The organism is Elusimicrobiota bacterium (assembly GCA_016182905.1).
GTDB lineage: Bacteria > Elusimicrobiota > Elusimicrobia > UBA1565 > UBA9628 > GWA2-66-18.
Genome location: JACPFR010000005.1, coordinates 48,483 through 75,162, shown reverse-complemented (window position 1 = coordinate 75,162; position 26,680 = coordinate 48,483). Strand labels below are relative to the sequence as shown.

The 26,680-nt window shown below is 67.6% G+C and carries 15 protein-coding genes and 1 tRNA gene; 5 read left to right on the top strand and 11 right to left on the bottom strand.

The features are described 5' to 3' along the window. Positions 1-25 precede the first annotated feature (25 nt). Both HYV14_01630 and HYV14_01625 read right to left on the bottom strand, forming a co-directional pair. Entirely contained in the window at positions 26-13,774 is a 13,749-nt protein-coding gene (locus HYV14_01630) for a hypothetical protein (protein ID MBI2384690.1), read from the bottom strand. Between the two features lie 125 nt (positions 13,775-13,899). Then, positions 13,900-15,021, bottom strand: coding sequence for a response regulator (locus HYV14_01625; GenBank protein MBI2384689.1), 1,122 nt, complete (start codon positions 15,019-15,021; stop codon positions 13,900-13,902). Positions 15,022-15,188: 167 nt separating this feature from the next. Here HYV14_01625 and HYV14_01620 point away from each other — a divergent pair, with 167 nt between their 5' ends. Then, on the top strand, positions 15,189-15,587 hold the full coding sequence (locus tag HYV14_01620; protein ID MBI2384688.1) for a hypothetical protein: 399 nt from the start codon (positions 15,189-15,191) through the stop codon (positions 15,585-15,587). Positions 15,588-15,838: 251 nt separating this feature from the next. Here HYV14_01620 and HYV14_01615 read toward each other — a convergent pair whose 3' ends face one another. The 3 genes from HYV14_01615 to HYV14_01605 are packed head-to-tail and all read right to left on the bottom strand — an operon-like array spanning position 15,839 to position 17,206. Next, positions 15,839-16,114, bottom strand: a complete 276-nt coding sequence (locus HYV14_01615; protein ID MBI2384687.1) for a thioredoxin family protein — start codon at positions 16,112-16,114, stop codon at positions 15,839-15,841. 1 nt (position 16,115) lies between these two features. Continuing rightward, positions 16,116-16,802 (bottom strand): hypothetical protein, encoded by a 687-nt coding sequence (locus HYV14_01610; protein MBI2384686.1) that lies wholly within the window; start codon positions 16,800-16,802, stop codon positions 16,116-16,118. Beyond that, positions 16,799-17,206 carry a MerR family transcriptional regulator gene (locus HYV14_01605; GenBank protein MBI2384685.1) on the bottom strand — a complete coding sequence of 136 codons (408 nt, stop codon included), beginning with the start codon at positions 17,204-17,206 and terminating at the stop codon, positions 16,799-16,801. The genes HYV14_01610 and HYV14_01605 overlap by 4 nt, the downstream gene beginning before the upstream one ends. Positions 17,207-17,755: 549 nt before the next feature. Between HYV14_01605 and HYV14_01600 the strand changes: the two genes are divergently transcribed. Then, on the top strand, positions 17,756-18,265 hold the full coding sequence (locus HYV14_01600; GenBank protein ID MBI2384684.1) for a hypothetical protein: 510 nt from the start codon (positions 17,756-17,758) through the stop codon (positions 18,263-18,265). A gap of 234 nt (positions 18,266-18,499) precedes the next feature. After that, a tRNA-Tyr gene (locus tag HYV14_01595) sits at positions 18,500-18,585 on the top strand. An 80-nt stretch (positions 18,586-18,665) separates the two neighbouring features. On the opposite strand, the gene corA is transcribed toward HYV14_01595, so the two are convergent. Then, positions 18,666-19,778 (bottom strand): magnesium/cobalt transporter CorA, encoded by a 1,113-nt coding sequence (gene corA / locus HYV14_01590; protein MBI2384683.1) that lies wholly within the window; start codon positions 19,776-19,778, stop codon positions 18,666-18,668. A 37-nt stretch (positions 19,779-19,815) separates the two neighbouring features. Between corA and HYV14_01585 the strand changes: the two genes are divergently transcribed. Together HYV14_01585 and HYV14_01580 are read left to right on the top strand one after the other, a co-directional pair. After that, entirely contained in the window at positions 19,816-20,619 is an 804-nt protein-coding gene (locus HYV14_01585) for an electron transfer flavoprotein subunit beta/FixA family protein (GenBank protein ID MBI2384682.1), read from the top strand. A 1-nt stretch (position 20,620) separates the two neighbouring features. After that, entirely contained in the window at positions 20,621-21,601 is a 981-nt protein-coding gene (locus HYV14_01580) for an electron transfer flavoprotein subunit alpha/FixB family protein (protein MBI2384681.1), read from the top strand. Here the strand turns inward: HYV14_01580 and HYV14_01575 are convergent. From HYV14_01575 to HYV14_01555, 5 genes are read right to left on the bottom strand one after another with little or no spacing between them, the layout of a single operon-like run. After that, positions 21,598-22,866, bottom strand: coding sequence for a BamA/TamA family outer membrane protein (locus HYV14_01575; protein ID MBI2384680.1), 1,269 nt, complete (start codon positions 22,864-22,866; stop codon positions 21,598-21,600). The two genes, HYV14_01580 and HYV14_01575, sit on opposite strands and share 4 nt — an antisense overlap. Positions 22,867-22,901: 35 nt before the next feature. Beyond that, positions 22,902-23,765, bottom strand: coding sequence for a patatin-like phospholipase family protein (locus HYV14_01570; GenBank protein MBI2384679.1), 864 nt, complete (start codon positions 23,763-23,765; stop codon positions 22,902-22,904). Positions 23,766-23,789: 24 nt separating this feature from the next. Further along, entirely contained in the window at positions 23,790-25,307 is a 1,518-nt protein-coding gene (locus HYV14_01565; protein ID MBI2384678.1) for a mercuric reductase, read from the bottom strand. Next, on the bottom strand, positions 25,308-25,931 hold the full coding sequence (locus tag HYV14_01560; GenBank protein MBI2384677.1) for a TVP38/TMEM64 family protein: 624 nt from the start codon (positions 25,929-25,931) through the stop codon (positions 25,308-25,310). Continuing rightward, the gene (locus HYV14_01555; GenBank protein MBI2384676.1) at positions 25,928-26,674 is read right to left on the bottom strand and encodes a DUF547 domain-containing protein; all 747 of its coding nucleotides are present in this window, start codon (positions 26,672-26,674) and stop codon (positions 25,928-25,930) included. The genes HYV14_01560 and HYV14_01555 overlap by 4 nt, the downstream gene beginning before the upstream one ends. Between the last annotated feature and the right edge of the window lie 6 nt (positions 26,675-26,680).

Here is a 26,680-nt window from a genome sequence, read left to right as displayed (position 1 = left end):
GAAACAGCTAAGGCGTGAATTCATTTCATGGCTCCCATTGACTACCCGGATGCGCCCAGTCGAGTCCCTCGTTTCCGTACGTTCCATGCGCCTCTGCCCAATCAGCACCGACCTCGGTGCTGTCGGCGGAGTTCGGGTTACTTCCAATCATCGCTTCGTAGCCCCCGTTATGACCTGGCGGATCAGTCGGTTCGCGATCACAAATGCCATCGCCATCAATATCCTCGGTGATGGGCGGAGTCCAAGCGCCGTGAACCGTAAAGTTATGCACACGGTGGTCGCGATGCCAGAATTCATGATAGATGCTGGCTCTGAAGCCATCTATGTATCTATGTCCGGTCGGAGGGTTGCCCGCTACGTCCGGCCAATAAGCGCTTGGTGCAATTCTTATCGTCCAGGTGGTTGCGGATGTTACGGTCGTATCGTTGGTTGCCAGGCTCGGGTCAAATGAAAACTGTCCTGTAAATCCGAGTGCGTTGGTCCAGTAAACAAACCAATTCGGAACAGTTCGCCCAGCCGCAACAGTTAGAGCATCAAAGAACAATTGTATTGGAGTCGACTGCGAGCTAACGGCACCTCCGCTTAAGACCTGGGCAATCATCCCGAAGTTTCCGAAATCTGAATTATTGGTTGGATAACCGGTGAGAGTCGCAACTGCATTGTAAGTCATGCCCGCAGTAGGTTCCGCGGGCCACGCATTGTTCCACGAGAGCGCCGGCCCCGATGGAATTCTGTTCAAATGCCACTTTATCTGGGTTCCATCCACAATTGCACGTGCACTTGCTGGCTGGATATCAGCTTCGACTCGGATAGGGACAATACCGTTTGCGCCAGTAAATACGAATTGGTTTGTGGTTGATCGTTGTGAGGGAACCCTGGGATCACCAGTAGGATGCACAATGACTAATTGCGCGACTAAAACCGTAGTGCTGGTCGCCAGAGTCGAACCTGCAGTGGTATCGTGTGCAGTAATCACTAGTTCGCCGGAAGTCGACGACGGTGTAAAGGTAGTTGAAGGTCCGGTCGTCGGGTCGAGCGTTCCCTGAGGAGAAGAAGCCGGAGACCATGAAATGCTCTGCGACTGGCACCCCGATGGAAGTGCAGCGGTCAGCGTAATCGGTCCCCCACTGATGCCGGTAAGCTCTGAGCTTCGCGTGATGATCGGCTCGCAGACCGATATCTTCTTCATGTCCGACTTGCAGAAGTTCGGAGCTCCGTTCGTGACGTTCAGCGTTCCACCGCTTGCGCTCGTGGGCCGCACCTCGACGACGCAGCCGCTCTTGCTCACGATCTCCACGCCCGACGCAATCCACTCGGTGCCGAGAGCGCACGGGCGGGAGCAGGACGGACAGCTGGCGTCGGCATTGAGCGTCGCGGTATAGGTCTTCGTGCCGGTTCCGAGCGGCAGCCTATCGTCGCCCGTGATCTTCATCGAGCAGGAGCAGCCGGTGACGGCCGGAGCGGCGGCGGCGATCACGTTCACGACCGCCGCGGTGACGAGCGGGGCGGCGGGAAGGACGCCGGCGATATCGGGGATCGGAAGAGCGGGGCCCGTGGTCGTCTCGGGCACGATAAGGCTCGGAGTAACGCCGCAGTTCGCGTTGAACTCAGGTCCTGGCCATACAGCATTCACGGCGGTGCCGCAGGCTGCGAGATACGTGCCGGAGCCGACGATTTTGCCTTTGTAACAGACCAACGGATCTGAGTGAAGCGTGACGCGAATCGGAACGGTGATCGTCTGCCCCGCTTTGAGCTCGGCGATCGTCGAGTAAGGCATGTCGATCGTGAGATGCGGATGGTCGATCTTGGGCAGGAGCGCGACGTCGAACGCCGAGATGAGGCCCTGATTGCTCACGGTCAACTGCGCGTCGACGCTGCCTTCCGACTCCAAATTGAAGTTGAATACGGCGGGCGAGATGATGACCGCCGGCGCCGGGACGTCGGTCTTGAAGGTCATGGAGAGCTTCATCGTGTACTGGTCGATGATCGTGGTCGGCGTGACGGACCAGACGTAGCTGACCATCTCGGTCAGGAGCAGGACCTCGCGGGTGTTGGTGACGCCCGGCTGGATGGTCTCGGTGCCGAGGAAGTCGCTGAAGCCCGCGGCCTTGGCCGTCAAGTTGTAGCGGCCCGCGGGGACGCTGTTGAAGCGAGCGACGCTGTTTGCATCGACGACCGCACTGAAGCTCAGGCCCGCGATGTCCAGGCTGACGAGCTGGACCTGAGCGCCCGGAACGGGGACGCCGCTGCCGAACTGGTTGCGGGGCTTGTCCGCGTTGATGACGTTGTAGATGATCCCGCCGTCGGTGCCGGCCGTGATGGTGATGAGCGCGTTGACAGGAAGGGCCGGGGCATTGGTCGAGTTCACCGTGACCAGAGGATTGAGCGCCAAGGCCTGGCTGGCAAGACCCAGGGGCGGCGCCACGACGAGGTTGAACTGGACCTGGCCGCCGGCGGGAACGTCGCCCAAAGTGTACGCGGCGCTGGGAGTGTTGTTGCCCTGGACCGCCACCCAACTCAGGGCCGAGGAACTGACGGAGACCCCGGTCCACGCCGAGGTGCCCAGGTTCTTGAGCACGACCGTCTGGACGCGGGTCTGGCCGGCGTTCATGCCGATGGTGAAGGCCTGGGGGTCGGCGGAAGGGCCGGGCGCGCCGGCCGAGACGTTCAAGGTCACCGGCATCCGGCGCACGAAGCCGTTGGACTCCCGGGCCTCCACGGTGAACGACACCGGTCCCAGCGGCGCGTCCGCCGTCGCGGAGGCGGAGAAGGAGAGCGCCGCGCTCTGCCCGCCCGCCAAGGAAGAAGGAACGCTCGCCGGGTTCAGCGTCAGGCCGACCCCGGCGACGCCCGAGGTGGAGATGACCAGCGCCGTCAGATCGGTCAAGGCGGTTTGTCCGGTGTTGAGCAGCGAGACGGTGAACGGCAAGGTCGAGTTGCGGACCACGGCGGCGTTGAAGCTTGTGTACTGGAACGAGAAGCCGGCGATGGTGAAGCTCGACTGGGGAACGCGGCTCACCACAGCCGGGTTCGAGGCCCATAGCGTGTAGGTGCCGGCCTCGGTCGGGGCCGGGTTGAACGGGATGGAATAATGCCCGGTCTCGTCGGTCTTCGCGCTGAGGCTGCGAACGAAGCCCTGCACCGAGACGCCGACCTGGACGGTCGCGCCGGGCACGAGCGCGTCGGCCGTGTCCCGGGCTTCGCCTGAGAGGATCACGGTCGGGCCCTGGTCGTACACCGGCCGGTCCGGCGAGATCGTGGCGGAGTAGGCGGGCGCCGCGACGCCAGTGATCGTCTGAGAGGCGTCGAAGGCGCGCGTGCCGTCTATCGTGTCTCCGATCAAGCCGTTGAAGGTCCGGCTGATCGAAGCCGCCAGCACCGCGCCGCTTCCCAGCGCCTCGGGCACGAAAACTTGAACCCCGTCGAAGAGGAAGCTCGCGCCGGGCGCGATCGACACGAAATAGCCGGTGGGACCCGCCTGCGCGCCGTTGCCCGTCTGGGACAACGTCGCCTGCGAGAGCACCGTGCCCTGCGGCGTCGCGAGCGAGACCGACACGTCGCTGTTGATGGCCGTGCGGACCTCCATGGGCGCCGAGCCCTTGTTGTTGAACTTGACCTGCACCGCGGCGTTGGCGCCGAAGATCATGGGGCCCGCGAAGAGCTCGACCGGCGAGCCCAGCGGCGTGCGGGCGGCGAGCGGGAAGGTCTTCTTCACCGTCGCCCGGCTGCCGAGACCGACGGGCAAAGTCAGCGTCGCGCGCAAAGTCGGCGCGTCCGCGATGTCCGGCGTCACGGCCACGACCGCGGGCATCAAGACGGCTCCCCCCGCGGGCACGGAAACCGACGGCGCCTGTCCGCTGAATACCGTCGCTCCCGCCGAGACGAGTTCGATGGCCGCCGGCCCCACCGGCGCGCTTTGCGCGCCGGTGTTACTAACCCGGAAGCGCACCGTGTCGAAGAAGCCGCGCGTCAGCGCCTGGACGCCGTTCAAGTTGACGCCGTAGGAGTCGAGCGTGAAGTCGACGGCGGGCACGCTGATCCGGGCGCGGGCGCCGTCCTGGCCCGAGGCGTCCACCGCCAGGACCTCGTAGACGTGGGCGGTTCCCAGAGCGAAGGCGGCGTCTTGGAACTGCAGCCCGCTCAGCAGGCCCTGGGACTGCAGCACTCCGTCCTTGTAGAAGCGGTAGCCGGCGAGGCCAGAGGCGGGGCTCTCCCAGGTGAAGGCCGCGCCCGCGCCTTCCGCGCCCGTGAGCGTGAAGTTGGCCGGCGCGGACGGAGGGAGGTTCAAAGTGAAGGTCTTGCTCGAGACGGAGACGTTCCCGGCCAGGTCCGCGGCGGTCACCGTGAACACGTGGGCGCCGTTGGCGCTGATGGGCGTTCCCTGCGGATACGAGCCGCCGTCGAGGGTCAAGGTCACCGCGCCCAGGTGCAGGTCGGTCACCGTGACCTGAGGCAGGACCGGCGAGACCGAGGTCCCCGACGGGATGCCCGTGATCGAGACGGCCGGGAAGGTCTTGTCGATCGTGAAGTGGACCGTCGTCGTCGAGCCGGCGGCGGACTGGTTGACGGCGTTCACCGTCAGAGTATGGTCCCCCTCTGCGCTCACGGTGGAGCCGGAGACGAACGGCGCCGCGTTCAGGGTCGCGCTCAATGTGACGGCCGTGGCCGAGCCCGTCGCGGTAAACACCGGGGCCACGTCCAGGTTGTAGAGGACGCCGTTCTGCACGCCCGCGATCACGATCGAGGGCGGGGCGCGGTCCCAGACGATCTCGGCCGCCTGAGACGGGCTGGACTCGTTGCCCGCGGAGTCCAGGGCCGTGATGTAGTAGAAGTAGCGCGCGTTCTGGGGCGGCGTATCGACGAACGGCGGAGTGCTGGCGAGCGCGCTGAAGGAGGCGCTCGCGAAGGAGCCTCCCGCCGCGCTCGTCCGGTGGATACGGTAGAGCGTCGAGTCCGCGCTGCCCGCCTCCCAGCTCACCTCGATGTGGCCGAACGACGAGAAGGTCGCGGTCGAGGCCGTCGGAGCGGCCGGAGAGGAGGACTTGGCGGTCGCGGAGACGGCCGTGGACAGGGGGCTCTCGTTGCCCGCGGCATCGACGGCACTGGCCGCGTAGACGTAAGGGCCGTCCGCGGGATTGTCGACGAACAGGCCGCTGCCGTCGGACAGCGGCGCGACGCCGGACGAGATCCTGACCGAGTCGCGGTAGACGTTGTAGGAGGCCGGCGTCCCGCCGACCGGCGCGCTCCAGGTCACCCGCACCGCGCCCGCCTTCTGCGGGATCGCGCGCAGGAACAGCGGCGCGCCGGGAGCCTCGGTCAAGATGACGAAACTCCCGCCCGCGGTCAAGCTCGCGCCGACGTTGCCCAATGCGTCCGTCGCGCTGAAGGCGAAGGATGCGGGCCCGTCGGAGCCGGGGACGATCGTGAGCGTTCCCGTCCACGCGGTACCGGCGCCGGAGAGAGTCACGGGCACGGTCGAGCCTGAGGCTGTGACGTAGGCCAACTGCGGCGCGACGGGGACGGGCTCCGTCAAGTTCAGGCTCAGGGCAACTGTCCCCGCCTTGACCGGGGACGCGGGCACCAGCGCGATGGAGCCTGAGGGGCCCGCTAGGTCGAGGAGCGCCGTCGCTCCCGCGGTGAGGCTCGTCCCCACGTTCCCGACGAAGTCGGAGCCCTGGAAGGAGAAGGCGCCCACTCCCGAGTTCATGGCCGAGGTCACGGTGAGCGTGCCGAGCCAGACCGTGGGGCTTGAGGCGCTGAGCGCGAGGCTGAGCGGCGTCTGGGTGAAGGGCCGGAACAGCAGGAGCGGAGGCGACGCCAGCACCTTGGAGAGCGAGAGCTGGAGGCGCTTCGCGCCCGGTCCGAACGGCGGGACGCCGTCGAGGAAGGTCAAGGCCGCGGTCGGGACGGCGCGGTCGGAGACCGCGCTCGAGGAGTCCGAGGCGCCGCTCTGGTTCAAGCTCGCGTCGAGCGCGGTGACTGCGTAGTGATAGACGCCGTCCTGCGCGGGCAGGTCGTCGTAGGTCCGCGCGTTCAGCGAGTCCTTGATCAGCAGCGCCGCGGCGGGGACGACGCCCGGGGAGAAAGCCGCCGCATCGCTGCTTCGATAGATCCGGTAGAACGAAGGCACCTTGCCCGCCGGCGCGTCCCAGGCCAGCCGCACCCGTCCCGCGGGCAAGGAAGCCGCGGAGAAATTCCCCGGGACGCCGGGCGGCGTCAGGTTGTAGTTGATGACGATAGGCGAGATGGGTGTGCCGGCGCCCTTGAAGTCGCTCGCGAGCACGGTCATGAGCGGGCTGCCCTGCGCGGGAAGGGTCACGACGGTCTGGAAACTTCCGGTGGAGCTGGTCAGGGCCGAAGCCAGGATGAAGCCGTCGATGAGCACCTGGACGGTGGTCCCCGGCTCCGCCGTGCCCGCGACCGTGACCGTCGCGGTGAACGTGGTGAAGTTCGCGCTCGGCGCGGTCACGACCGGCGTCGGCGGCGGCTGATAGGCGAGGGTATAAGCGGCTGAGAGCGAAGAGGCGTTTCCCAGGACGTCCAGGGCGTTGAACGCGACCGAGTGCGTCCCGTCGGCGTAGGCGAGGGTGTTCCAAAGGAAGCTGTAAGGCGCGGTCGTGATCGTGGAAAGGACCACGCCGTCCACCGCGAACGCGGCCCACGCTACGCCGGTGAGGTCGCCGGCTTGAACCGTCACGTTCGCCGGACGGGAGACGACGCCCCCGGGAGCGGGATTGAGGCCCGAGAGGACGGGTCCGTTGAGGTCCCAGAAGGCGATGTTGGAGATCGCCGAGAGATTGCCCGCCTCGTCGGACGACCTCATCACGAAGTAGACGGTCGAGATCGTGGGGACCGTGACGACGAACTGCTCGGCGGCACCCTCCGCGCGCGGCGTCGTGGAGACCGCGACGGTCGGCGCCGCGTCGAAGTTCGCGGCGTCTATCGGGTAGCCCGCGGCCTTGACGATGTAGCCCGCCACACCGCTCAGCGCGTCGTGCGGGGAGGTCCAGGCCAACGTCGCCTGTCCGGCGGCGGGGTTCTTGGCCGTCACGCGCAGGTCCGAGACGACCACCGGCGGCGTCTTGTCGAGGATGAAGACGGAGCTCGCCGAAGCCGCGTTGCCGGCCAGGTCGCGGGCCGTCAAAGTCAGGTTGCGCGCGCCCTCGATCGTGATCGTGTAGGACGATGGAACCACGATGCCGAGCTCGTCCTTGACGACGATCTGGGCGGCGGGCGTGAGGTCGTCGGAGACTTGGTAGGAGACGGGCACGTTCTGGTTCGTGATCAGGCCGTTTTGCGGCGAGAGCAGGACGAAAGTCGGCGTGGCCTTGTCGATCGTGAAGGAGGCGGTCGCCGAGCTCGCGTTGGCGAACACGTCGGACGCCGCGACCGACAGGAAGTAGGTGCCGGGCAAGGTCAGCGTCACGCCGCCCGCGAAGGGTTGGCCGTTGAGGCTGACGGTGGCGACATACGGGCTGAAGTCCGCGATCGTCACGGCCGGGGTCAGGTTCGCGCTCGCGTACTGGCCGTTCGAGACGCCGGTGATCGTGATCGCCGGCGAGTGAACGTCGAAGGCGACGGCGGACTGGTTGGAGGGCGCGCCCTCGTTTCCAACGGGGTCTACGGCCGTGACCAGGTAGTAGTACGTCGAGTCCGACGCGATCGACGGGGCGTCGACGAAGGCCGTCGCGGTTGTTCCGCTCAGCAGCGGCGCGCGGCCGGCGACGCTCGACGCCGAGAAAGTCGCGCGGTAGACGTTATAGCCGACGACCGTGCCGGTCGAGGCCGTCCACGACAGAGCGATATGCTTCTGCGCCGCGCTGAAGACGGCGGCGAGGCTGGGCGCGGCCGGTCCCGCGTGCAGGGACTGCGCGGAGAGCATGTTCGATATCCCGCTCTCGTTGAAGGAAGGGTCAAGTCCCGCCACGGCGTAGAAGTAAGTCCCATCGGTGGGCGGGACGTCCGTGTAGAAGGTCGCGGCCGCATGGAGTTGGATCGAGGTCAGGCCCGTAGTCGAGGTGTAGGCCTCGGTCGCGCGGTAGAGGTTGAAGGAAGTCGTCTGCTCGCCGGCCGCCGCAGCCTGCCACGACAACGAGATGCGGCCCCCAGGCCCGCCTGAGGCGCTCACGAGCGACGGCGGTTGTGGCGACGTGAGGTCCGCGGGCGTGCGCGTCGTCACGGCGGATGAGAAAGCGGAGAAGCCGACGATATTGTAGGCCGCGACCTGCAGGAAGTAGGTCGCGTTCGGCGTCACCCCGAGGATGGTCGCCGTCGTCGCCGCGCTCGTCGCGGCATGGACGATGCCGCTGAAGTCGGCGGCGGTGGACGCCTGCAATGTATAGGAGAGGGCAGACGGGGCCGGGTCCCAGGTCGCCGTGATGAAGGTGCTGCCGGACGCGTCTTCGCCGGCAGATGAGACCGCGAGATTGACCGGGGCGGGCGGCGCGCTGGGGCAGCCGGCGGGGATCGTGGGGTTGACGGTCCCGGTGCTTCCGCCCACCGCGCTGGAGCCTCCCGCGCCGCCGCCGCTCACGCCGCTCGTCACCTTGTTGGCGTTGCAGCCCGCGAGCGCGACACGGCCGCCGCCGCCTCCGCCGCCGCGCTGATTGCCGCCGGGGCCGCCTGAACCTCCAGTCGCCGAGATCGTGCCCGAGCCGTTGAACGCGGCCGCCGTCAGGTTAACCGTCCCGCCCGCGCCGCCGCCCGAGCCGTAGTCATTCGGACTGCGCGCGCCGTTGACGCCGTTGGCGTTGATCGTGCCGTTGAGCGAGAGCGCCCCGCCCACGGTGATCAGCGCCGCCCCGCCGCCCGCTCCGCCCGCCATGCTGTTGTAGCTGCTCCCGCCGCCCGAGCCCAGGTCCGTCGGGCTCGTCGCGTTGTCGTAAGCCGCGCCGCCGCCGGCGCCGGAACTGCCGCGCCCGCCCGCGCCGCCATGGCCGGCGCCGCTGCCGTCGCCGCCGTATATCCCCGCGCCCGGGCCGAAGCCGCTGCCGTTGGCGGTCCCGCCCGCGTAGCCCAAGCCGTTCAACGCGATCGCCGCGCCCGCCTGCAGGTCGAAGTCGCCGACCACGTTCATGTTCAAGATCGCCGCGCGCGTGTTGGAGTTGATGTTGTGGGTCAGCACGCTCCCGGGCAGCGCCGACACCGATGCAAAGCCGAGCGTCGCCGTGTTCATCTGAACGAACGTCCCGCCGCCGTCCACCTGCAGACCGCCGCTCGTCGCCAGCGCCATCAACTTCAGCACCGCCCCGCTCGCCACTTCCAAAGTACCCGGCGCCAGTGTCGCCGCCGTCACGCTGGCCGTCCCCTTGACCACGAGGGCGGTCACCGTCGCCGTGCTGCCCGCGTCGAAGGTCACGACACCGTTGTTGATCGTCAGGTTCGCGAACGTCGGAGAAGCCCCCGCAAGCGGCGTCGCCGACTGGGGCGTGACGCTCGGATCGCCGATAGTCAGGTTGTAGCTGGATGCGCTCGGGGCCTTGCGCGCGATCACGCCCGCGCCGCCGTTCGCGGCGCCCGAGCCGCCGCCGACCGCGCTGTTGGCCTGCAGCGTCAGGGTCGAACCGTCCGCCCCCGTCACCGCGATCGCGATGCGTCCGCCAGCGCCCCCGCCGCCGCGCTGATTGCCGCCCGCTCCGCCCGCACCGCCGTTGGCCAGTATCGAGCCCGTGCCGTTGAACGTCGCGGCCGTGATATTGACCGTCCCGCCGGCCCCGCCGCCCGACCCGTAGTCATAGGGACTGCGGACGCCGTCGTTGCCGCCGGCGTTGATGACGCCATTGAGCGAGAATGCCCCGCCCACGGTGATCATCGCCGCGCCGCCGCCCGCTCCGCCCGCCATGCTGTTGTAGCTGCTCCCGCCGCCCGAGCCCAGGTCCATCGGATTCGTCACGTTGTCATAGGCCGCACCCCCGCCGGCGCCGGAACTGCCGCGCCCGCCCGCGCCGCCGTGGCCGGCGCCGCTGCCGTCCCCGCCGTATATTCCCGCGCCTGGGCCGTAGCCGCTGCCGTTGGCGGTCCCGCCCGCGTAGCCCAAGCCGTTCAACGCGATCGTGGCGCCTGCCTGCAGGTCGAAGGCCCCGCTGACGGCCAGGTTCAGGACGGAAGATCTCGTCGTGCTGTTGGGCGCGTGCGTGAGCATCCCGCCCCGCTCGACAAGGACCGAGTCGAAGCTGAGGACTTGCGCGTTGAGCTGCTGAAAAGAGCCGCCGTTGCGCACGATGAGCGCGCCGCCCGAGTTGCCGGCGACTGCAAAAGCCATACTTCCGCCGCCTTGGACCTCGATGGGCGAGCCGGTGGGGACCGTCAATTGGTTGGCCGTCACCTTTAAGGAGCCAGAGCGTACCTGGATCGGGACGGCGCTTCCAAAGGAAAGATTGTGACCCGAGAGGACGGCCCCGCCGACCACCACCAGCGAGTTGATCGTCACGTTGCTGCCAGGATCAAAATTCACGATGCTATTGTTAAGCGTGACGGTCGAGAATACCGGCGCCGCTCCGCCGACGCCGCTGCCTGTCTGCGGCACGGACGTCAGGTCGCCGATCGAGAGGCTGTAGTTGACCCCGCCAGTGGTCTTAAGCGCGATCACGCCCGCGCCGCCGTTGGCGGCGCCCGAGCCGCCGCTCGTTCCGCCGTTGGCTTGAAGGTTCAGGTTCGAGCCGTCCGCTCCCGTGACGACGATTGAGACCCGGCCCCCTCCGCCCCCGCCGCCGCGCTGATTGCCGCCCGCCCCGCCTACGCCGCCGTTGGCCAGTATCGAGCCCGTGCCGTTGAACGTCGCCGCCGTGATATTGACCGTCCCGCCCGCTCCACCGCCCGACCCGTAGTCATAGGGACTGTGGACGCCGTCGTTGCCGTTGGCGTTGATGACGCCGTTGAGCGAGAACGTCCCGCCTACCATGATCAGTACCGCGCCGCCGCCCGCGCCGCCCACCGCGCCGTTGTAGCTGCTCCCGCCTCCCGAGCCCAGGTCCGTCGGGCTCGTCGTGTTGTCGTAGGCCGCACCCCCGCCGGCGCCGGAACTGCCGCGCCCGCCCGCGCCGCCGTGGCCGCCGCCGCTTCCGTCCCCGCCGTATATTCCCGCGCCTGGGCCGTAGCCGCTGCCATTGGAGGTCCCGCCCGCGTAGCCCTGAGAGTTGGCCGCGATCGTGGCCCCCGCCTGCAGGTTGAAGTCTCCGGCCACGTTGAGATTGAGAACCGCCGAACGAAAAGCGTTGTTAGCCGCGTGCGTGAGCGAGCCTCCGGGCAAGACGTTGATCGAGACGAAGTTCAACGGCACGGCGTTCATCTGCTGGAAGACGCCGCCGCCGTCGACGATGAGGTTCCCTCCGGATGTCGCCTGGGCGGAAAGCCGCAGGGTGCCGCCGCTCTTGACCTCAAGCGTTCCGCCGTTGAACGCGAGCGTCGCCGCCGTCAGGTTCACCGCGCCGGCCACGATCAGATTGTTGATGTTGACCGTGCTGCCGGCGTCGAAGCTGACGATGCTGTTGTTGAGCGTGACCGTGGAGAAGGCCAAAGTCGAGCCGGCGACGGCCGTTCCAGTCTGCGCCGCGGAGTTCAAGTCGCCGATGCTGAGATTGTAATTCGCCCCGCCCGAGGTCTTCAGCGCGATCACGCCCGCGCCGCCGCTCGCCGCGCCCGAGCCGCCGCCGGTTCCGCCGTTGGCTTGGAGATTCAGGTTCGAGTTATCTGCGCCCGTAACGACGATCGAAATCCGTCCGCCCCCGCCTCCGCCGCCGCGCTGATTGCCGCCCGCGCCGCCCGCGCCGCCGTTGGCCAGTATCGAGCCCGTGCCATTGAACGTCGCCGCCGTGATATTGACCGTCCCGCCCGCGCCGCCGCCCGAGCCGTAGTCATTGGGACTGCGGACGCCGTCGTTGCCGCCGGCGCTGATGACGCCGTTGAGCGAGAAGGCCCCGCCCACGGTGATCAGCGCCGCTCCACCTCCCGCTCCGCCCGCCATGCTGTTGTAGCTGCTCCCGCCTCCCGAGCCCAGGTCCGTCGGGCTCGTCACATTGTCGTAGGCCGCACCCCCGCCGGCGCCGGAGCTGCCGCGTCCGCCCGCGCCGCCGTGGCCGGCGCCGCTGCCGTCCCCGCCGTATATTCCCGCGCCTGGGCCGTAGCCGCTGCCGTTGGCGGTCCCGCCCGCGTAGCCCAAACCGTTCACCGAGACCGTCGCGCCGGGCTGCAGGTCGAAGTTCCCGCTCACGTTCAGGTTCAAGACCGCCGCGCGCGTGTTGGTATTGGCCGCTTGCGTGATCAGGCCCCCGGGCAGGACCGTCACCGCCGTGAAGTTCAGCGCCGCCGTGTTCATCTGCACGAAGGCGCCGCCGCCGTCGACGACCAAGTCGCCGCCGGAGGAGGATTGCGCCGTCAGCTTCAGGCTTGAGCCCTTGGCGACCTCAAGGGTTCCTCCGTTCAGGGCGAGCGTTCCGACCGTGAGGCTCATCGTGCTCGTCACGACGAGGCCGTTGACGGAGAGCGTCGCCGCCGTCATGCTCACCGTGTTCGTCGTCGCGAGGACGTCGATGCTCGCCGTGCTCCCCGCGTCGAAGGTCACGACGGCGTTGTTGATCGTGACGCTCGCGAACGTCGGCGCAGGGCCCGTGATGGGCGTGGCCGATTGGGCCGCGAGACTCGCCCCGCCGATCGTCAGGCTGTAGATCGAAGCGCCCGGCCCCTTGAGAGCGATCACGCCCGCGCCGCCGTTCGCGGCGCCCGAGCCGCCGTTTCCGCCCGCGTTGGCCTGGAGGTTCAGGTTCGAGCTGTCCGAGCCCGTGACGGCGATCGAGACCCGTCCGCCGCCGCCCCCGCCGCCGCGGCTGTTGCCGCCCGCGCCGCCCGTGCCGCCGTTGGCCAGGACCGAGCCCATGCCGCTGAACGACGCCGCCATGATATTGACGGTCCCGCCCGCCCCGCCGCCCGAGCCGTAGTCCTGGGGGCTGCGGACGCCGTCGTTGCCGTTGGCGTTGACGAGGCCGTTGAGCGAAAACGCCCCGCCCACCGTGATCAGCGCCGCGCCGCCGCCCGCACCGCCCGTCGTGCTGTAGCTTCCGCCGCCGCCCGACCCCAGCTCCGTCGGATTCGTCGTGTTGTCGTAGGCCCCGCCGCCCAGGGCCCCGGAACTGCCGCGTCCGCCCGCGCCGCCGTGGCCGGCGCCGCTGCCGTCGCCTCCGTACACGCCCGCGCCCGGCCCGAAGCCGTTCTGCGTCCCGACGCCGGGCGCGTAGCCTTGACCGTTGGCCGCGATCGTGGCCCCCGCCTGCAGGTCGAAGTTCCCCGTCACGCTCAGATTAAGGAGGAACGAGCGCGCGGACGTGTTCGCCGTGTGAGTCAGCAACCCGCCGGGCTTCACGTCCAGCGCGCCGAAGACGATCTGCTGGTTCGTGTCCTGCTGAAGCCTCGCGCCGCGATGGATCGTCACCGAGCCGCTGGTGCTCTGGGCCGCCGAGAGGCGCAAAGTCGGGGCGAAGTTTCCGGCGGCGTCGCCGAGAGTCAGAGTGGCGAACGCGATGGAGGTCCCGCCGGATGCGGAGACCGTCGCGTTCAGGTCGATGACGGCGTCGTCGGCGGAGGTCGGGACTTGGGCTGGAGACCAGTTCGCGGCGTTGAACCAGTTGCCGTCGGAGGCGCCCGTCCAGGAGACCGTCGCGGCTTCGGCGTCAAGCGCGAGCGCCGAGAGCGACAGCGCGGCCGATACGGCGGCCGCCGCGAAAAGACGGCGCGGCCGGAGAAGATTGCTCGGCGGCGAAGACGGTTCGTCTGTTGAAGCCATCGGCGGCCTGCCGCGACTCAACGACGCCCGGCAACGGCCACCCCAACCATAACCCCCGAATCCGGGGATGTCAATTACAGTTGATTACACCCTCCCGTGGGCGACGGTTCGCGGGAGGAAGCGGCTCAGCCGACGAGCATATAGCCGTCGGGAATCGAGAGTATTCCCTCTTTCTCGGCGAACCCCAGCGCCCGACGCAGCCGGAGGATGGTCACGTTAACGACCGTGGCGTTCTCGTCGCCGCCCCAGACTCGGGTGAGAATCTCCTTCCTGGAGACTCCGCTTGCGCTTTCCATCATGACGCGCAGCAGGTCGAATTGCTTGTAGCCGATATGCTCGATCAGGCGTTCCCCGACCCAAACGCGCCTGGTGTCGATCTCCAGGCGCACGCGCCCGCGCGCGAGGGTTCCGCCGTTCGGCTGTCCCGCGGCGGTTCGTCCCAGCAGTTTGGACATGCGCTGGAGGATCTCGTTCTCGCCGAAAGGTTTGGGCAGGTAATCGTCGACGCCTATCTCCTTGAGGGCGCTTTCGAGGGGCCCCGCCGTCCTGTCCAGGGCGCTCATGGCCAGGACGGGAATGCCTTGCGTCTCGCGGTTGGCGTGGAGGGACTTGAAGACGTCGACTCCGTTGATATCAGGCAAGGTCATGTCGAGGATGACGAGGTTCGGCCTGAGGTCCCGCGCCATCGCGCAGCCTTCGCGGCCGGTGCCCGCGAAGCGGACGTCGAATTCCCGGCGCGCCAAGGCGAATCGGATGAACTCCTGGAATTCCGCGTCGTCCTCTATGACCAGGAGCCGCCAAGTCGAAGGCGCCTTATTCTTGGCCACGGCGTCGCGCAAGAGGCTCAGGAAGTCGGCTCTGCGGCTCATCAAGTCCGTCTTGTCGTAAAGGTCCTCCGCCCCGGCCTGCTTGACCGTCAGCCGTTCGGCCGCGCTTCGCTTGAGGCCGGAGATCATGATGATAGGGATGTGCTTCGTCGATGCGGCCGCCTTGAGCGCCTTCAACACGGCCAAGCCGTCGATTCCCCCGGGCAGAGCCCAGTCAAGGAGGATGGCCCGCGGCTGGCACTTCTTCACGGCCTCGAAGGCTTCCGCCGCGGAGGCGGCGCCGGCGCTCCGGAACTCGGTGCCGTGCAGGAGGTCGAGCAGCGTATGCCTGACGCTGTTGTCGTCGTCAACGACCAAGACGAGCCCCGCTTGGGAGCTGGGCGCACGGGATTCGGGGAAGCCGCCGGCGGGCGTCATCATTTATTTGGGCTCGAGAGGGTATTGCAAACCTGACTGACCCAGGATAATGCTCCTTTCGCGATCTGTCAATGGAAATTCACCCGCCGGGAAGTCCGAAGGAGCCTCCTATTTATCATGGTTCCGCCGCCCATAATTGATATCCTGCGCAGGATCAAGGCGAGGCTCCCATGTGGAATCGACAGCGCGGCGGGACCAGGCGCGACCTGCTCAAACGGATCGACCGAGAGATCGCGGCGCATAAGCGCCGGGAGCTCGGGCGCGACGGCTGGCCGTATCTGAACAACTTCCACTGCCGCCTCCCCGGCGGGCTCTACAGAAAAATCCTCGGGCCGGACGAGCTGCACCAGCCATACGGCGACCCCCAAGCGAGTCGGAAGCTCCGCGGCATGACGCCCGCGCGGCTCTTCGCGCTCATCGACCGGTTGATCGAGGAACTCGGCCTGGACGCCCGGAAAATCCGCCGCCTGCAATCCGCGCGGGGCCGGGAGATCTACGACTACGCCTTCCCCCTTTATGTCCGGCTCCGTCAGGCGGGCTTCAAGCATCATCCGGACCTGACTTCCTGACTTTCGGACCCCGCTTGCGGGGTGGAGCGCCGCGGACCGACCCGCCGCAGCGGCCGCCCGCCTTTCGGCGGACGACCTCCGACTTTAGTCCTCGTCCGGCATCATTTATGTTGCGGTCGCACTTATGTTGCGGATGGCCGCAAATTTCGACGAAGGCGGCAGGTTCTAGGCAACATAAGTAGAACGGCCAGCCCGAATGAAAGAGCCCCGGCGGATTCCGCGCGCCGGGGCTCCTTTTCGATTCAGGCGTTCTATCGCTTCTTGCCGACTCCAGCAGCCTCGAGTTCTTTGATCTCGACAGAACCCTTGCTGCAACAGTCGAGCAGGCGTCCGTCCACCACGACGGCGGGAAGCCGCGTGACGCCGTATCCCTTGGCCTTCTCGCGGCATTCATTCGTCGCGCACCCTCGATTGAGGTCATAGATCGTGACCTCACAATCGGAGCAGGCGGCCGAGTTGACCTTCTTGACCGCGTCTTCGCAGACGGGACAACCGGCAGTGAACACCTCTACTCTTCGCTTCGCCATTTTACTCACCTCCTTTCGCGCAAGCGGAGCAGGGTCCTCCGCCTGCAGTTTGCCTTCTCGGCATGATATTCCAAAGCGACGACCCGACCAAAACTGAGATGCCGAGACCCTTCAACAGCGCCGATTCGAGGAAGAACTGTCCGGCGAAGAGAGCCGCGGCGCCGGCCGCTCCGGCGATTAGAGGCCGGTAATCGCCTCTTCGGCGGGATTGAAAGGCCAATCCACCCAGGGCGACTGCCAGGAGAGCCAGGGTCAAGGGTGCCAGGATGCGGCCTGCGAAGGCCCCGAGACCCAGCGCCCCGAGCAGACCGCCCAGCGCGGGGATGCAGAATGGACAGAACGTCGCGGGAAGAAGACCAATCAAGGCCGCGGGCAGAGCCGCCACGGAGCCGAGCCAGGAGTGATCATTGAGCACCCTTGAGATTGCTTCTGCGCTGGGCGCGCCTCCCAGGCGGCAGGCCCCGGTTCCTTCCGGCGCTTGCCCTCCACCGGAGACATCCCGACCTTCCACGAGCACGGTTGGAGAAGGAAAGGTCCTCAAATCAGGCGGACAGTCAGGCGCCTCGATATCGGTTTCGATCCAGTGGACGGGCAGGCCCGCCTGCGCCAACGCGGCACGGAGACTGCTCCTCGCCGCATCCACGTTTGGGCAGTTCTTGAAATAAAGCAAGCGGATGTTTCTCGTCATTTCTTGGCCTCCAGGCTGCGAAGGATAGGGCACTCATCCGTCCGGCCGCGTTTCTGGCAGGTCCTGACGAGTTGCGAGAGTACCCGCTCCATCGCGCGCAGCCGTTCGATGCGCGCTCTGACATCGCGAGCATGCTCGGCGGCCTTCTTCTGGACCCTTTCGCAGGACGCCGGTCCGCCGCTGCGCAGCTGCAGCAGCGAGCGAATCTCTTCGAGGGAAAATCCAAGCTCCTGCGCGTTCTTGATGAAGCGCAGCTTCTGCAGAGCGTCCTCGCGATAGACGCGATAGCCGGACTCGCGCCGCAGCGCCGGCGTCAACAGCCGCCGCCGCTCGTAGTAGCGCACCGTCTGGATGTTGACGCCCGCCGCCTTGGCGAGCGTCCCGATCGTCGCCTCTTTGATCATGATTCTATTTTACACCCTATACCTAGGTATAGAGTCAAGCCCCGGCAGCATTCCCGGCCTCATCCTCCAGGCCTTTCAGGAAGCCCATTACTCCATCCGCCCTCTGCCACGGGGCTCCCGTCGGTGCGGAAAGTTCGCGCTGAGCCGGAGCCTTGGCCTTCATTTCTAATTCTTGACATTCACGTTTGCGCGAGCGCGCGGTGAACTTAGACCCTAATCCTGTGAAGTTTATAAGTGCGTTTTTCGGACGATGACCGCCACCGTCTCGGACCAATGTCCGCCACTGTTTTGGGGGCCGTCCGCCCCCAGGGCAGGACGAGAGCCGCGGCCTCCCGCCTCTCGTAGCGACGCTGGGCAACAAGCCGTCATAGAACCATCTGACCCGGGGGGGTTCGATCCCGGACAGATAAAAATGAGACAATCAGGCAAATGCGGAAAGCAAAGCGCGTCCGAGAAATCCTGGTTCCAAAATTTCGCGAACGCCGTCAGAAGCTGATGGTCGATTATGTCCATCGGCTCTTGACCGAGTAACGCCTGCAGGAGGTTCCCATGCCCAACATCGGTGTAATCCTTAAAGACGAGATCCAGCGGCTGGCGCGCCGCGTCTCGCGCCAAGCGGACGCCAAACTCCGCAAGGACGTGGTGTTCCTCAAACGCAAGGTCGCGGAGCTGACGCGAAGCGCCGAGCAGCTGCGGCGGGACAACGCCAAGCTGTTGATGGACTACAAAGAGCGGATGGCGGCGCCCGCGGTCGCCTCCGGCAAGGAACTCGAGCACGCCCACCTGGGCCCGAGCCTCATCCGCGCGCAGCGAGCGCGGCTCGGGCTCTCCCGCGAAGCCTTCGGCAAGCTCGTCGGCGCCAGCGCGGGCGCGGTGCTGGCATGGGAAGGCGGCCGCTCCAAGCCGCGCGACAAGGCCCGCGCGGCCTTGATCGCGGTCCGCAAGCTCGGCAAGCGCGAGGTCCGCTGGCGCCTTGAAGCGATGACTCCGAACGGCCGCAAGCCGGCGGCGCCGGCCGCGTCCGTCCCGAGAAAGGCGAGCGCCGCGCCTGGACGGTGAAAGGTTGTTCGAATCGAGCGGAAAACTGGCATAATGTACCCGTTCCGCTGAAACGCGCCTGGAAATGGCGATTGTCAGTGATTAGCAGACGGAAGTCGTCCGAAACAGCGGCGTCTCAGCAAGCGGCTCGATAGAAAATCTCGACAGACATCTCGACAAAAAATCCGGTTAATTCGGACTCCCGAAAAATCGGGACGCCAAGAGACGCAGCAAAGATAAGCGTTTAGTTTTAACGGTAGGGTGGCTGAGCGGTCAAAAGCACCGGTCTGTAAAACCGGCGGCAATAGCCTACACAGGTTCGAATCCTGTCCCTACCACCACTCGCCCTCCGGATCTCTTTTCCGGAACCCGACGGCTGAAAATCAGCCGAGCTGGAGGGCGAGTGGTTTTTCTTTTATAACTATATCCAGTCGCGGCGGCGGAACCAGCCGACCATCGCGAAGATGATCGCGAGGCAGGAGATCGCGAAGATCTCGAAGGCGTGCGGCGCCTTCCAGGGGAAGTTCTCGAAGTTCATGCCGAACACGCCGGCCATGAAGTTCAGCGGGATGAAGACGACCGAGATCACGGTCAGCACCTTCATGACCTCGTTGAGGCGGTTGTTGACCGCCGACAGGTGGGTCTCGGCGAGGCCGGCGACGATCTCACGGTAGGTCTCGAGGATGTCCATCGCCTGGACGACGTGGTCGTACAGGTCGGTCATGTAGGTGCGGGTGGTCTCGCTGAGGCACTCGTGGCGCTCGCTCTGCAGTTGGTGGACCACGTCGCGCATCGGCCACAGCGCCCGCCGCAGCAGAAGCAGCTCCCGCTTCAGGGCGTGGATGTCCCGCAGGATCTTCGCCTGGCTGCCCTCGAGCACGCGCGCCTCGAGCTCCTCGAGAAGGTCGCCGTAGTGCTCGAGCACCGGGAAGATGTGGTCGACGATCGCGTCGAGCAAGGTGTACACGAGGAAGGACGCGTCGGCGGTCCTTAGTCTCGAGCCCCTGGCGTTTATCCGCGAGCGGATCGGGTCCCATATGTCGCCCGGCGTCTCCTGGAAGGTGAGCACGGTCTTGTGGCCGAGGAAGATCGAGATCTGCTCGCTGTCGAGGCGCTCGCCCTTGAGCTCGATCATGCGCGCGACGATGAACAGCCGCGCCGCGACCTCGGGGTCGCCGCCGTAGGCGTCGGCCTTGGGGCGCGTGCCCGTGTTGAGCAGGTCCTCGACGGCGAGCGGATGCAGCTCGTACTTCTTGGCCAAGGCCTCGATCGCCTTGGGGCTCGCGAGGCCGTCGATGTTGATCCAGCGCACCGTCGTCCACGCCGGGCGGTGCGAGGCGAGGAAATCGTCGAAGTCGAGCGCGCCGCGCATCTCGACCTGCTCGGGCGAGTAGTCGATGACCGTGACCTTGACCGGCGCAGCGGGCTTGGCCGGGGCCAGCTTCCCGACCTGGTCCGGGTACACGCCGGGAGCGGCGCCGGGGGTCTTTTTCCCGAAGCGGGTGGGAAGCTTGAGCTCCTTGTGGTTCGCCATTTGACCGATTATGCCAATTTGCTATGCTCGAAAAACCATGGCACTCAACATCGTCGTCTGCGTCAAGAGCACCCCTTCCACCGTCAACGTCGGCGTCGACGCCGAAGGCCGGCCGAAGATCGCCGGCGTCCCGACCGCGCTGAACCCGTTCGACGAGTTCGCCGTCGAGGCCGCCGTCCGCCTCAAGGAGGGCGCGCCCGGCTCGACCGCGACCGCGCTCACCGTCGGCCCCGACGCCGCCGCCGAGGTCCTCCGCGAGGCCATCGCCCGCGGCGTGGACGCCGGCGCGCTCGTCACCGGCCCCGAGTTCGAGGGCGGAGACTCCTACGCGACCAGCCTGGCGCTGTCCGCCGCGCTCAAGAAGCTGCACGCCGAGAAGCCCGTCTCCATCGTCCTCTTCGGAAAGAACACCTCCGACGCGGGCGCCGGCGTCGTCGGCACCCAGACCGCCGCGTGGCTCGACTGGGCCAGCGTCTCGGCCGTCAAGAAGATCGAGGCCGTCGACGACAAGTCCGTCACCGTCCTGCGCAACATGGAGGACGGCGTCGACACCGTGAAGCTCTCGCTTCCCGCCTGCGTCTCCACGATTAAGGAGATCAACGAGCCGCGCCTGCCTTCGCTCAAGGGCAAGATGGCCTCGAAGAAGGCCGTGTTCCCCAAGTGGACGGCGGCCGACCTCGGCCTGCAGCCCGCGCAGGTCGGCGCCGCGGGCGCCGGCTCCGTCGTCGTCAAAGCCGCCCTTCCCCCCGCCCGCCCCGCCGGGCTCAAGGTGGAAGGCGCCACGGCCGCCGAGAAAGCGGCCAAACTCGTCGACATCCTCGTCGAAAGGAAGCTCATCTAACATGGCCAACGGAATCCTCGTCGTCGTCATCCCCTCGCGGGGAACGCTGTCGCCGTCCTCGTACGAGCTCCTCGGCGCCGGCAAGGTCCTGGCCGACGCGCTCAAGCAGCCGCTGCTGGCCGCCGTCGTCGGCGGCAACGCCGCCGCCCTCGCGGGCGACGTCGCCTCGCGCGGCGTCGCCAAGGCGTTCACCGTGGAGCACGCCTCGCTCAAGGACTTCACCGAGGAGGCCTACGCGAAGGCCGCCGCCGCCGCCGCGGAGAAGTCCGGCGCCGCGCGCGTCATCCTGCCCTCCACGATCGCGGGCCGCGCGCTCGCCGCGCGCCTGGCGGTCCATCTCAAGGCCGGGCTGGCGACCGACGTCACCGAGATCCTCTCGGACGGCCGAGTCCGCCGCGGCTACTACGGCGGAAACCTCATCGCCGAGGTCGAGTTCAAGACGCCCGTCGGCGTGCTGACCGTCGCCCCGATGACCTTCCCCCGCGCCGAGACCGCGGGCGCCGCCGCCCCCGTCGAGGCCGTCGCCTTCGACCCGGGCGCGCCCAAGACCGAGTTCGTCTCCTTCCAGGGAGAGACCTCCCGGGAGATCGACCTCGGCGCCGCCGAGAAGGTCGTCGCCGGCGGCTTCGGCCTCGGCTCCGCCGAGGGCTTCAAGCCCCTCTTCGACCTGGCCCACGCCCTCGGCGCCGCCGTCGGCGCGAGCCGCCGCGCGGTGGACTCGGGCTGGATTCCCTACAAGCATCAAGTCGGCCTGACCGGCCGCACCGTCCGCCCGAAGCTGTACGTGGCGATCGGCATCTCCGGCCAGATCCAGCACCTGGCGGGCATGGCCTCCTCCGGGACCATTATCGCCATCAACACGGACAAGGACTGCCCGCTGATGCAGATGGCCTCGATCTCCGTCCAGGGCGAGTACGCCGAGCTCCTCCCCCTCATCACCAACGAGATCAAGGCCCGCAAAGGCCACGCCGTCCCGGCCTAGAAGAACTGCTGCAGGCCTAGGCTCACGCCCGTCTGCCGGACCGGCCGCTGGGTGCGCGCCGCGTCCAGGCGCAGGATCGCCCGGTAGACGCGCGGGAAGATCACCCGCGCCCCGATCCCGTAGCTGAAGATCGGGTCGCCGAAGCCTTCCGTCCCGAAATTTCGGGCGTCCCAGGTCTTGGCCAGGTCCGTGAACAGCGCGCCCTGCAGCACCCACAGCGGCTTGTCCACGAGAGTCGGGCGGGCCTCCAGGTTGGCCAGCCACATGTGCTCGCCGCGGAACTGCCTGTCCAGGAAGCCCCGGGCGGTGTCCAGCCCGCCGAGGTAGAACTTATGCTGGAACTCCCGGCCCGTCTTGCTGCCGAGACGGGCTTGGTAGACGAGGTTCCAGCGCTCCGCCGGCCTCCACCCCCCCGCGGCGCCCAGGAGACCTTTGGCGAAGCCGAAGTCCGAGCCGAAGGCGCGATGGGCCAGCTCGGCCTGCGCGAAGCCCTCGTGACCGACGACGTGGTGGCGGTCCCGGTCGAGGCGTCCGACGGTCACGCTCGGCGTCAGCGAGACCGTCCGTCCCGAGCGAAGGCCCCTCGAGCGCAGGAAAGCGTCGTTGGCCGCGGCCATCGCGGGCGTCGCGTCGTCGCGGGCGAACTCGTTGCGGTAGACGGACAGTTCCAACCCGAGCCTGAGCCGCTCGGTCAGCTCGCGCTGCAGCCGCCCGTTCCAACGCGTCTCCTGGTTCGAGAAGAACGCCTCCTCCGCTCCCTTGTCCGTCAGCAGCGGAAGGTCGATCATGTGCGAAAGGACCTCGGTGCCGAGACGGTTGCGGCGCGACAGGAAATAGGGATGGCGGAACCACAGCGCGTAACCGGGCTGGCCGTTGAACCGCTCGTACTGGCCGCCGACCTCGAGCAGGCGGTCGAGGAAGTTGATTTCGTACAGCCCGGCGGTGATGAGGGAAGACCCTCCCCCGCGCTTGAACTTGAACACCGGCAAGGTGGAGTGCTTGTTGCGCAGCCGCAGCGTCAGGTCGACCTTCCCGTCGGACTCGGCGGCCGCGCCCTCCACGTCGTAGAAGTAGTCGAGGTTGCGCAGGCGCCGCAGGTCCCGCTCCCACGCGGCCGGGTCGAACGGCTCGCCCGGCCGGGTGTCGAGCAGCGCGAGGATGGTCTCCGTCCGCGTACGCGCGCCTTCGACCTCGATGCGCGAGACCGTCGTCGCGCGCAGCGGCGGGACGAGAAGAAAGAGCAGGGCGGCGAAGACGGCGGCCATGGGAGCCAAGATACCAAATCGCCGGCCGAGCGCCCTTAGGCGATGCCGTGGCTGTGCGGAATGGACTCGTCCGGTATGCCCCGCCGGGACTGCCCGCCCTGGCGAAGCCACAGCCGCGTCGAGGCTTCGGCCCGGCGGATCAGGTCGGCGGTCGCCGAAAAATCGAACGGGGTCACCGCGACCGGACACAGTGGCGGCACCACGGCCACCTCGACGCCGGCCCCCGCTCCTTCCAGGTCGCGGACCAGGCGCCGATTGACGAGAAGATTAAGAGCGTGGAGCGCCGTCGCGACGGCGCCGAGGGGCGGCCGCGCCAGCGCGCAGGAGAACCCGGTCGAGAGCACGATCACCTTCGTCGCGCCGAGAGCGACGGCGGTCGAGACGGGCTCATTGTTGGCCAAGCCCCCGTCGCCGAGATAGCGTCCCTCGTGAAGGACCGGCGGGAAGACGGCCGGGATCGCCGCGCTGGCCAACAGCAGGTTCATCGCCGGGCCTTCCCGGTAGACGCGCTCGGAGCCGTCCATGAGATCGGTCGTCACGACCGCGCAGGGCACGGAGCACTCCTCGAGCCTGCGGCACGGCAGCTCAGGCTCCAGGATCGAGCGCAGGCGTCCGGGATCCGAGACATGGGACGAGCGGCCCGCCAGGCCGAGGCAGCCCTGGACGAAGGGGAACGGGAACACGTCCCGCCGCGACAGGCCGAGCCAGATGCGCTCGATGCGCTCGACGCCGGCGGGCGTCGGGTCGCCGGCGTAAAAGGCTCCGTTGATCGCGCCGACCGACGCTCCCACCACCAAGTCCGGCACGACCCCCGCCCGCGCCAGGGCCTTGAGCATCCCCACCTGCACCGCGCCGAGGCTCCCTCCCCCCGCGAAAACGAAGGCCGTCCGCCCGCTCACGATCTCACCTGCCCGGGCGCCGGCCTACCGGCTCCATCGCAGCCAGGCGCCGAGCGCGGACTTGGCGAAAGGCGTCAGGCGCGTGCGGTTGTAGGCGTCGCCGAGCTTGCGCACGGCCTCGGCCTGGGTCGGGTACGGGTGGATGGTCGCCCCGATGCCGGAAAGCCCGACGCCGTTGTTCATCGCCACCGAGATCTCGCCGATCATGTCGCCCGCGTGAGAGGCGACGATGGTGGCGCCCAGGATCTTATCGGTCCCGTCCTCGACATGGACTTTCACGAACCCCTCGGATTCGCCGTCGAGGATGGCGCGGTCCACCTCGTCGAGCTTCTGGACGAAGGTCCGGACCTTGAGCCCCCTGGCCAGCGCCTCCTTCTCGTACAGGCCGACGTGGGCGATCTCGGGATCGGTGTAGGTGCACCAGGGGATGGTCAGCGCGCTGAAGCGCTTGCGCCCCATGAACAGCGCGTTCTGGATCACGATGCGCGCCGCGAAATCGGCGGTGTGGGTGAACTTCGGCGCCAGGCAGATGTCGCCCGCGGCGTAGATGTTCGGGTTCGTCGTGCGCAGCTGATCGTCGACCTTGACGCCGGTCTTGTCGAAGGCCACGCCGACCGCGTCGAGCTCGAGGCCTTCGACGTTGGGCGCGCGCCCTACGCCGACGAGGACCGCGTCGAATTCCTTCGTGCCGGAAGGCCCGTGTTTGCTCTTAAAATGCGCCGTGCTCACGGCGCCGGAGCGCTCGACTCGCTCGATGTCGACGCAGCACAGGAACTCGACCTTGTCGCGGTCGAGGGACTTGCGCACGAGCTCGGCGGCGTCCTGGTCCTCCCGGTTGAGGATGCCGTGCAGGGCCTCGAACAAAGTCACCTGGGAGCCCAGGCGCGCGAAGGCCTGAGCCATCTCCACGCCGATGGGGCCGGCGCCGATGACGAGCAGGCGCTTGGGCAGTTCGGTGAGGTTGAACACCGTCTCGTTGGTCAGCGCCCCGGACTCCTTGAGACCGGGGATGGGCAAGGTCACTGCGCGCGCGCCCGTGGCGATCACGGCTTTGGCGAAGCGCAAGGTCTTGCCGCCGACCTCGACGCTGTCCGAGCCCGTGAACCGGCCCTGGCCGACGAACACGTCGACCCCGAGACTCTTGAAGCGCGCCGCCGAGTCGTTCCTGCTGATGTCCGCGCGCAGACGACGCAGGCGCTCCATCACCGCCGGGAAATCCACCGTCACGCCGTCCGGAACCTTGACGCCGAACTCTCCCGCGCTCCGGACCCGGGCGGCGGCGCGCGAAGCGGAGATCAGGGCCTTCGACGGCACGCACCCGACGTTGAGGCAGTCGCCGCCCATCAGGTGCTTCTCGATCAGGGCGACCTTGGCGCCCAGGCCCGCCGCGCCGACGGCGGTGACGAGCCCGGCCGTCCCGCCTCCGATGACGACGAGATTGTAGCGCCCCGCGGGCTCGGGGTTGACCCAGTCCGGCGGATGGACGTTGGACAGAAGCTTGCGGTTGTGCTCGTCCATGGGCGAGATCAGGTCGTTCGACATTCATTTCTCCTTTGCGTTCGGCGCCGTCTTGGCGGACAGCGCGCGCTTGGCGGTGCGGCCCACCAGCCAGGCGGCGACGGCGGTGGCGGCCAGCCCCCCCGCGTACAGCGCCCACTCGGCGGGCGTGCGCGCGCGAGAGCCACCCCGCGCGGCTTCGCCGGCGACGGCGCCGAGGTAGACGTACAAGAAGGTGCCCGGGATCATCCCGAGCCAAGAAGCCAGGACGTATTCCCCGAAGCCCACCGTGGTCAGGCCGTAGGCGTAGTTGAGCAGGTTGAACGGCAGCACGGGCGACAGGCGCGTCAGAAGCACGACCTTCCAGCCCTCCTGGCCCACGGCTCCTGCGATCGCGCCGAACGCGGGGACGTTCTCCAGCTTACGGGAAACCCAGTCCCGCAGCAGGTAGCGCCCCACCAGGAACGCGGCGCTCGCCCCCACGGTCGAGCCGATCGAGACCAAAATGAATCCCTTCCAAAGGCCGAAGGCCGCGCCCGCCCCCAAGGTCAACACCGAGCCGGGCAGGAAGGCCACGGTGGCCAGGACGTAAAGCCCCACGAAAGCCGCCTGTCCCAGGGGACCGGCGGCCGCGGTCCACGCCAGCGCCGACGCCAGGAACTCCCTCATTTCTTATCCTCGTTGAGCGCCCAATCGTACGCCGTCCAATCGACCGCCCAGCCTTCCTCGACCGGCAGCCACTTCTTCACGTATCTCAGGACGGCTTTCTTCGAGCCGCCGAAGTCCTTCATGTACCATTTGAAGATCGGGGAAAGATAGGCCGTCTCCCCCGCCTTGCTGGCGTCGTTCTTGGCCCTCTGAGACAGGAAGGTCCGGGCCTGATCGTCGAGCTGCGCGTCGAGCCGCGTCCCGTCGTAGGACTCGGAGCGCAGGGGCGGGCAGCCCTTGGCCGCGCAAACGAGCGCGAAATGGACGCGCGGCTCGTTATAGACCGGGCGGATCATCTCGTGCTCGAGCTGGTTGAGCGTGACGGTCCGCCCGAACGCCTTCACCGCCGGGAGCTTCCAGGCCTTGTTCGGGTCCCATGCCGGTCCGATGTCCCGGATGGAGGCGATCGGATAGCGGTCCAGTATGAGGCGCAGGGTCGCGGCGTTGTACAGGTTGATCAGGAAGGCCAGCCGCTGATCTCGCGGCCGGCCCTTGAATTCGTCCTCGTCGGCCGCGGCGGCGGCGGCGAGCCAGGCGTCCAGGCCGGACGAGTCCTTCTTGAGGCCGGCGTAGTCGACGCGGCCCTCGAGCACCCGCGCCGCGAGCGTCGCGTTCAATCGCGCTCGCGCTCCGTCGGGCTCCGCGGCCCGAGAGACTTCGCCCGTCGACAGGATCAGGGAAACGATGAGGATCGAGCGGTTCATGTCATA

What these genes read in the sequence shown, in the direction of transcription:
- HYV14_01630 (MBI2384690.1), bottom strand. Translation starts at nt 13,774, where the DNA reads ATGGCTTCAACAGACGAACCGTCTTCGCCGCCGAGCAATCTTCTCCGG.
- HYV14_01625 (MBI2384689.1), bottom strand. Translation starts at nt 15,021, where the DNA reads ATGATGACGCCCGCCGGCGGCTTCCCCGAATCCCGTGCGCCCAGCTCC.
- HYV14_01620 (MBI2384688.1), top strand. Translation starts at nt 15,189, where the DNA reads ATGTGGAATCGACAGCGCGGCGGGACCAGGCGCGACCTGCTCAAACGG.
- HYV14_01615 (MBI2384687.1), bottom strand. Translation starts at nt 16,114, where the DNA reads ATGGCGAAGCGAAGAGTAGAGGTGTTCACTGCCGGTTGTCCCGTCTGC.
- HYV14_01610 (MBI2384686.1), bottom strand. Translation starts at nt 16,802, where the DNA reads ATGACGAGAAACATCCGCTTGCTTTATTTCAAGAACTGCCCAAACGTG.
- HYV14_01605 (MBI2384685.1), bottom strand. Translation starts at nt 17,206, where the DNA reads ATGATCAAAGAGGCGACGATCGGGACGCTCGCCAAGGCGGCGGGCGTC.
- HYV14_01600 (MBI2384684.1), top strand. Translation starts at nt 17,756, where the DNA reads ATGCCCAACATCGGTGTAATCCTTAAAGACGAGATCCAGCGGCTGGCG.
- corA (MBI2384683.1), bottom strand. Translation starts at nt 19,778, where the DNA reads ATGGCGAACCACAAGGAGCTCAAGCTTCCCACCCGCTTCGGGAAAAAG.
- HYV14_01585 (MBI2384682.1), top strand. Translation starts at nt 19,816, where the DNA reads ATGGCACTCAACATCGTCGTCTGCGTCAAGAGCACCCCTTCCACCGTC.
- HYV14_01580 (MBI2384681.1), top strand. Translation starts at nt 20,621, where the DNA reads ATGGCCAACGGAATCCTCGTCGTCGTCATCCCCTCGCGGGGAACGCTG.
- HYV14_01575 (MBI2384680.1), bottom strand. Translation starts at nt 22,866, where the DNA reads ATGGCCGCCGTCTTCGCCGCCCTGCTCTTTCTTCTCGTCCCGCCGCTG.
- HYV14_01565 (MBI2384678.1), bottom strand. Translation starts at nt 25,307, where the DNA reads ATGTCGAACGACCTGATCTCGCCCATGGACGAGCACAACCGCAAGCTT.
- HYV14_01560 (MBI2384677.1), bottom strand. Translation starts at nt 25,931, where the DNA reads ATGAGGGAGTTCCTGGCGTCGGCGCTGGCGTGGACCGCGGCCGCCGGT.
- HYV14_01555 (MBI2384676.1), bottom strand. Translation starts at nt 26,674, where the DNA reads ATGAACCGCTCGATCCTCATCGTTTCCCTGATCCTGTCGACGGGCGAA.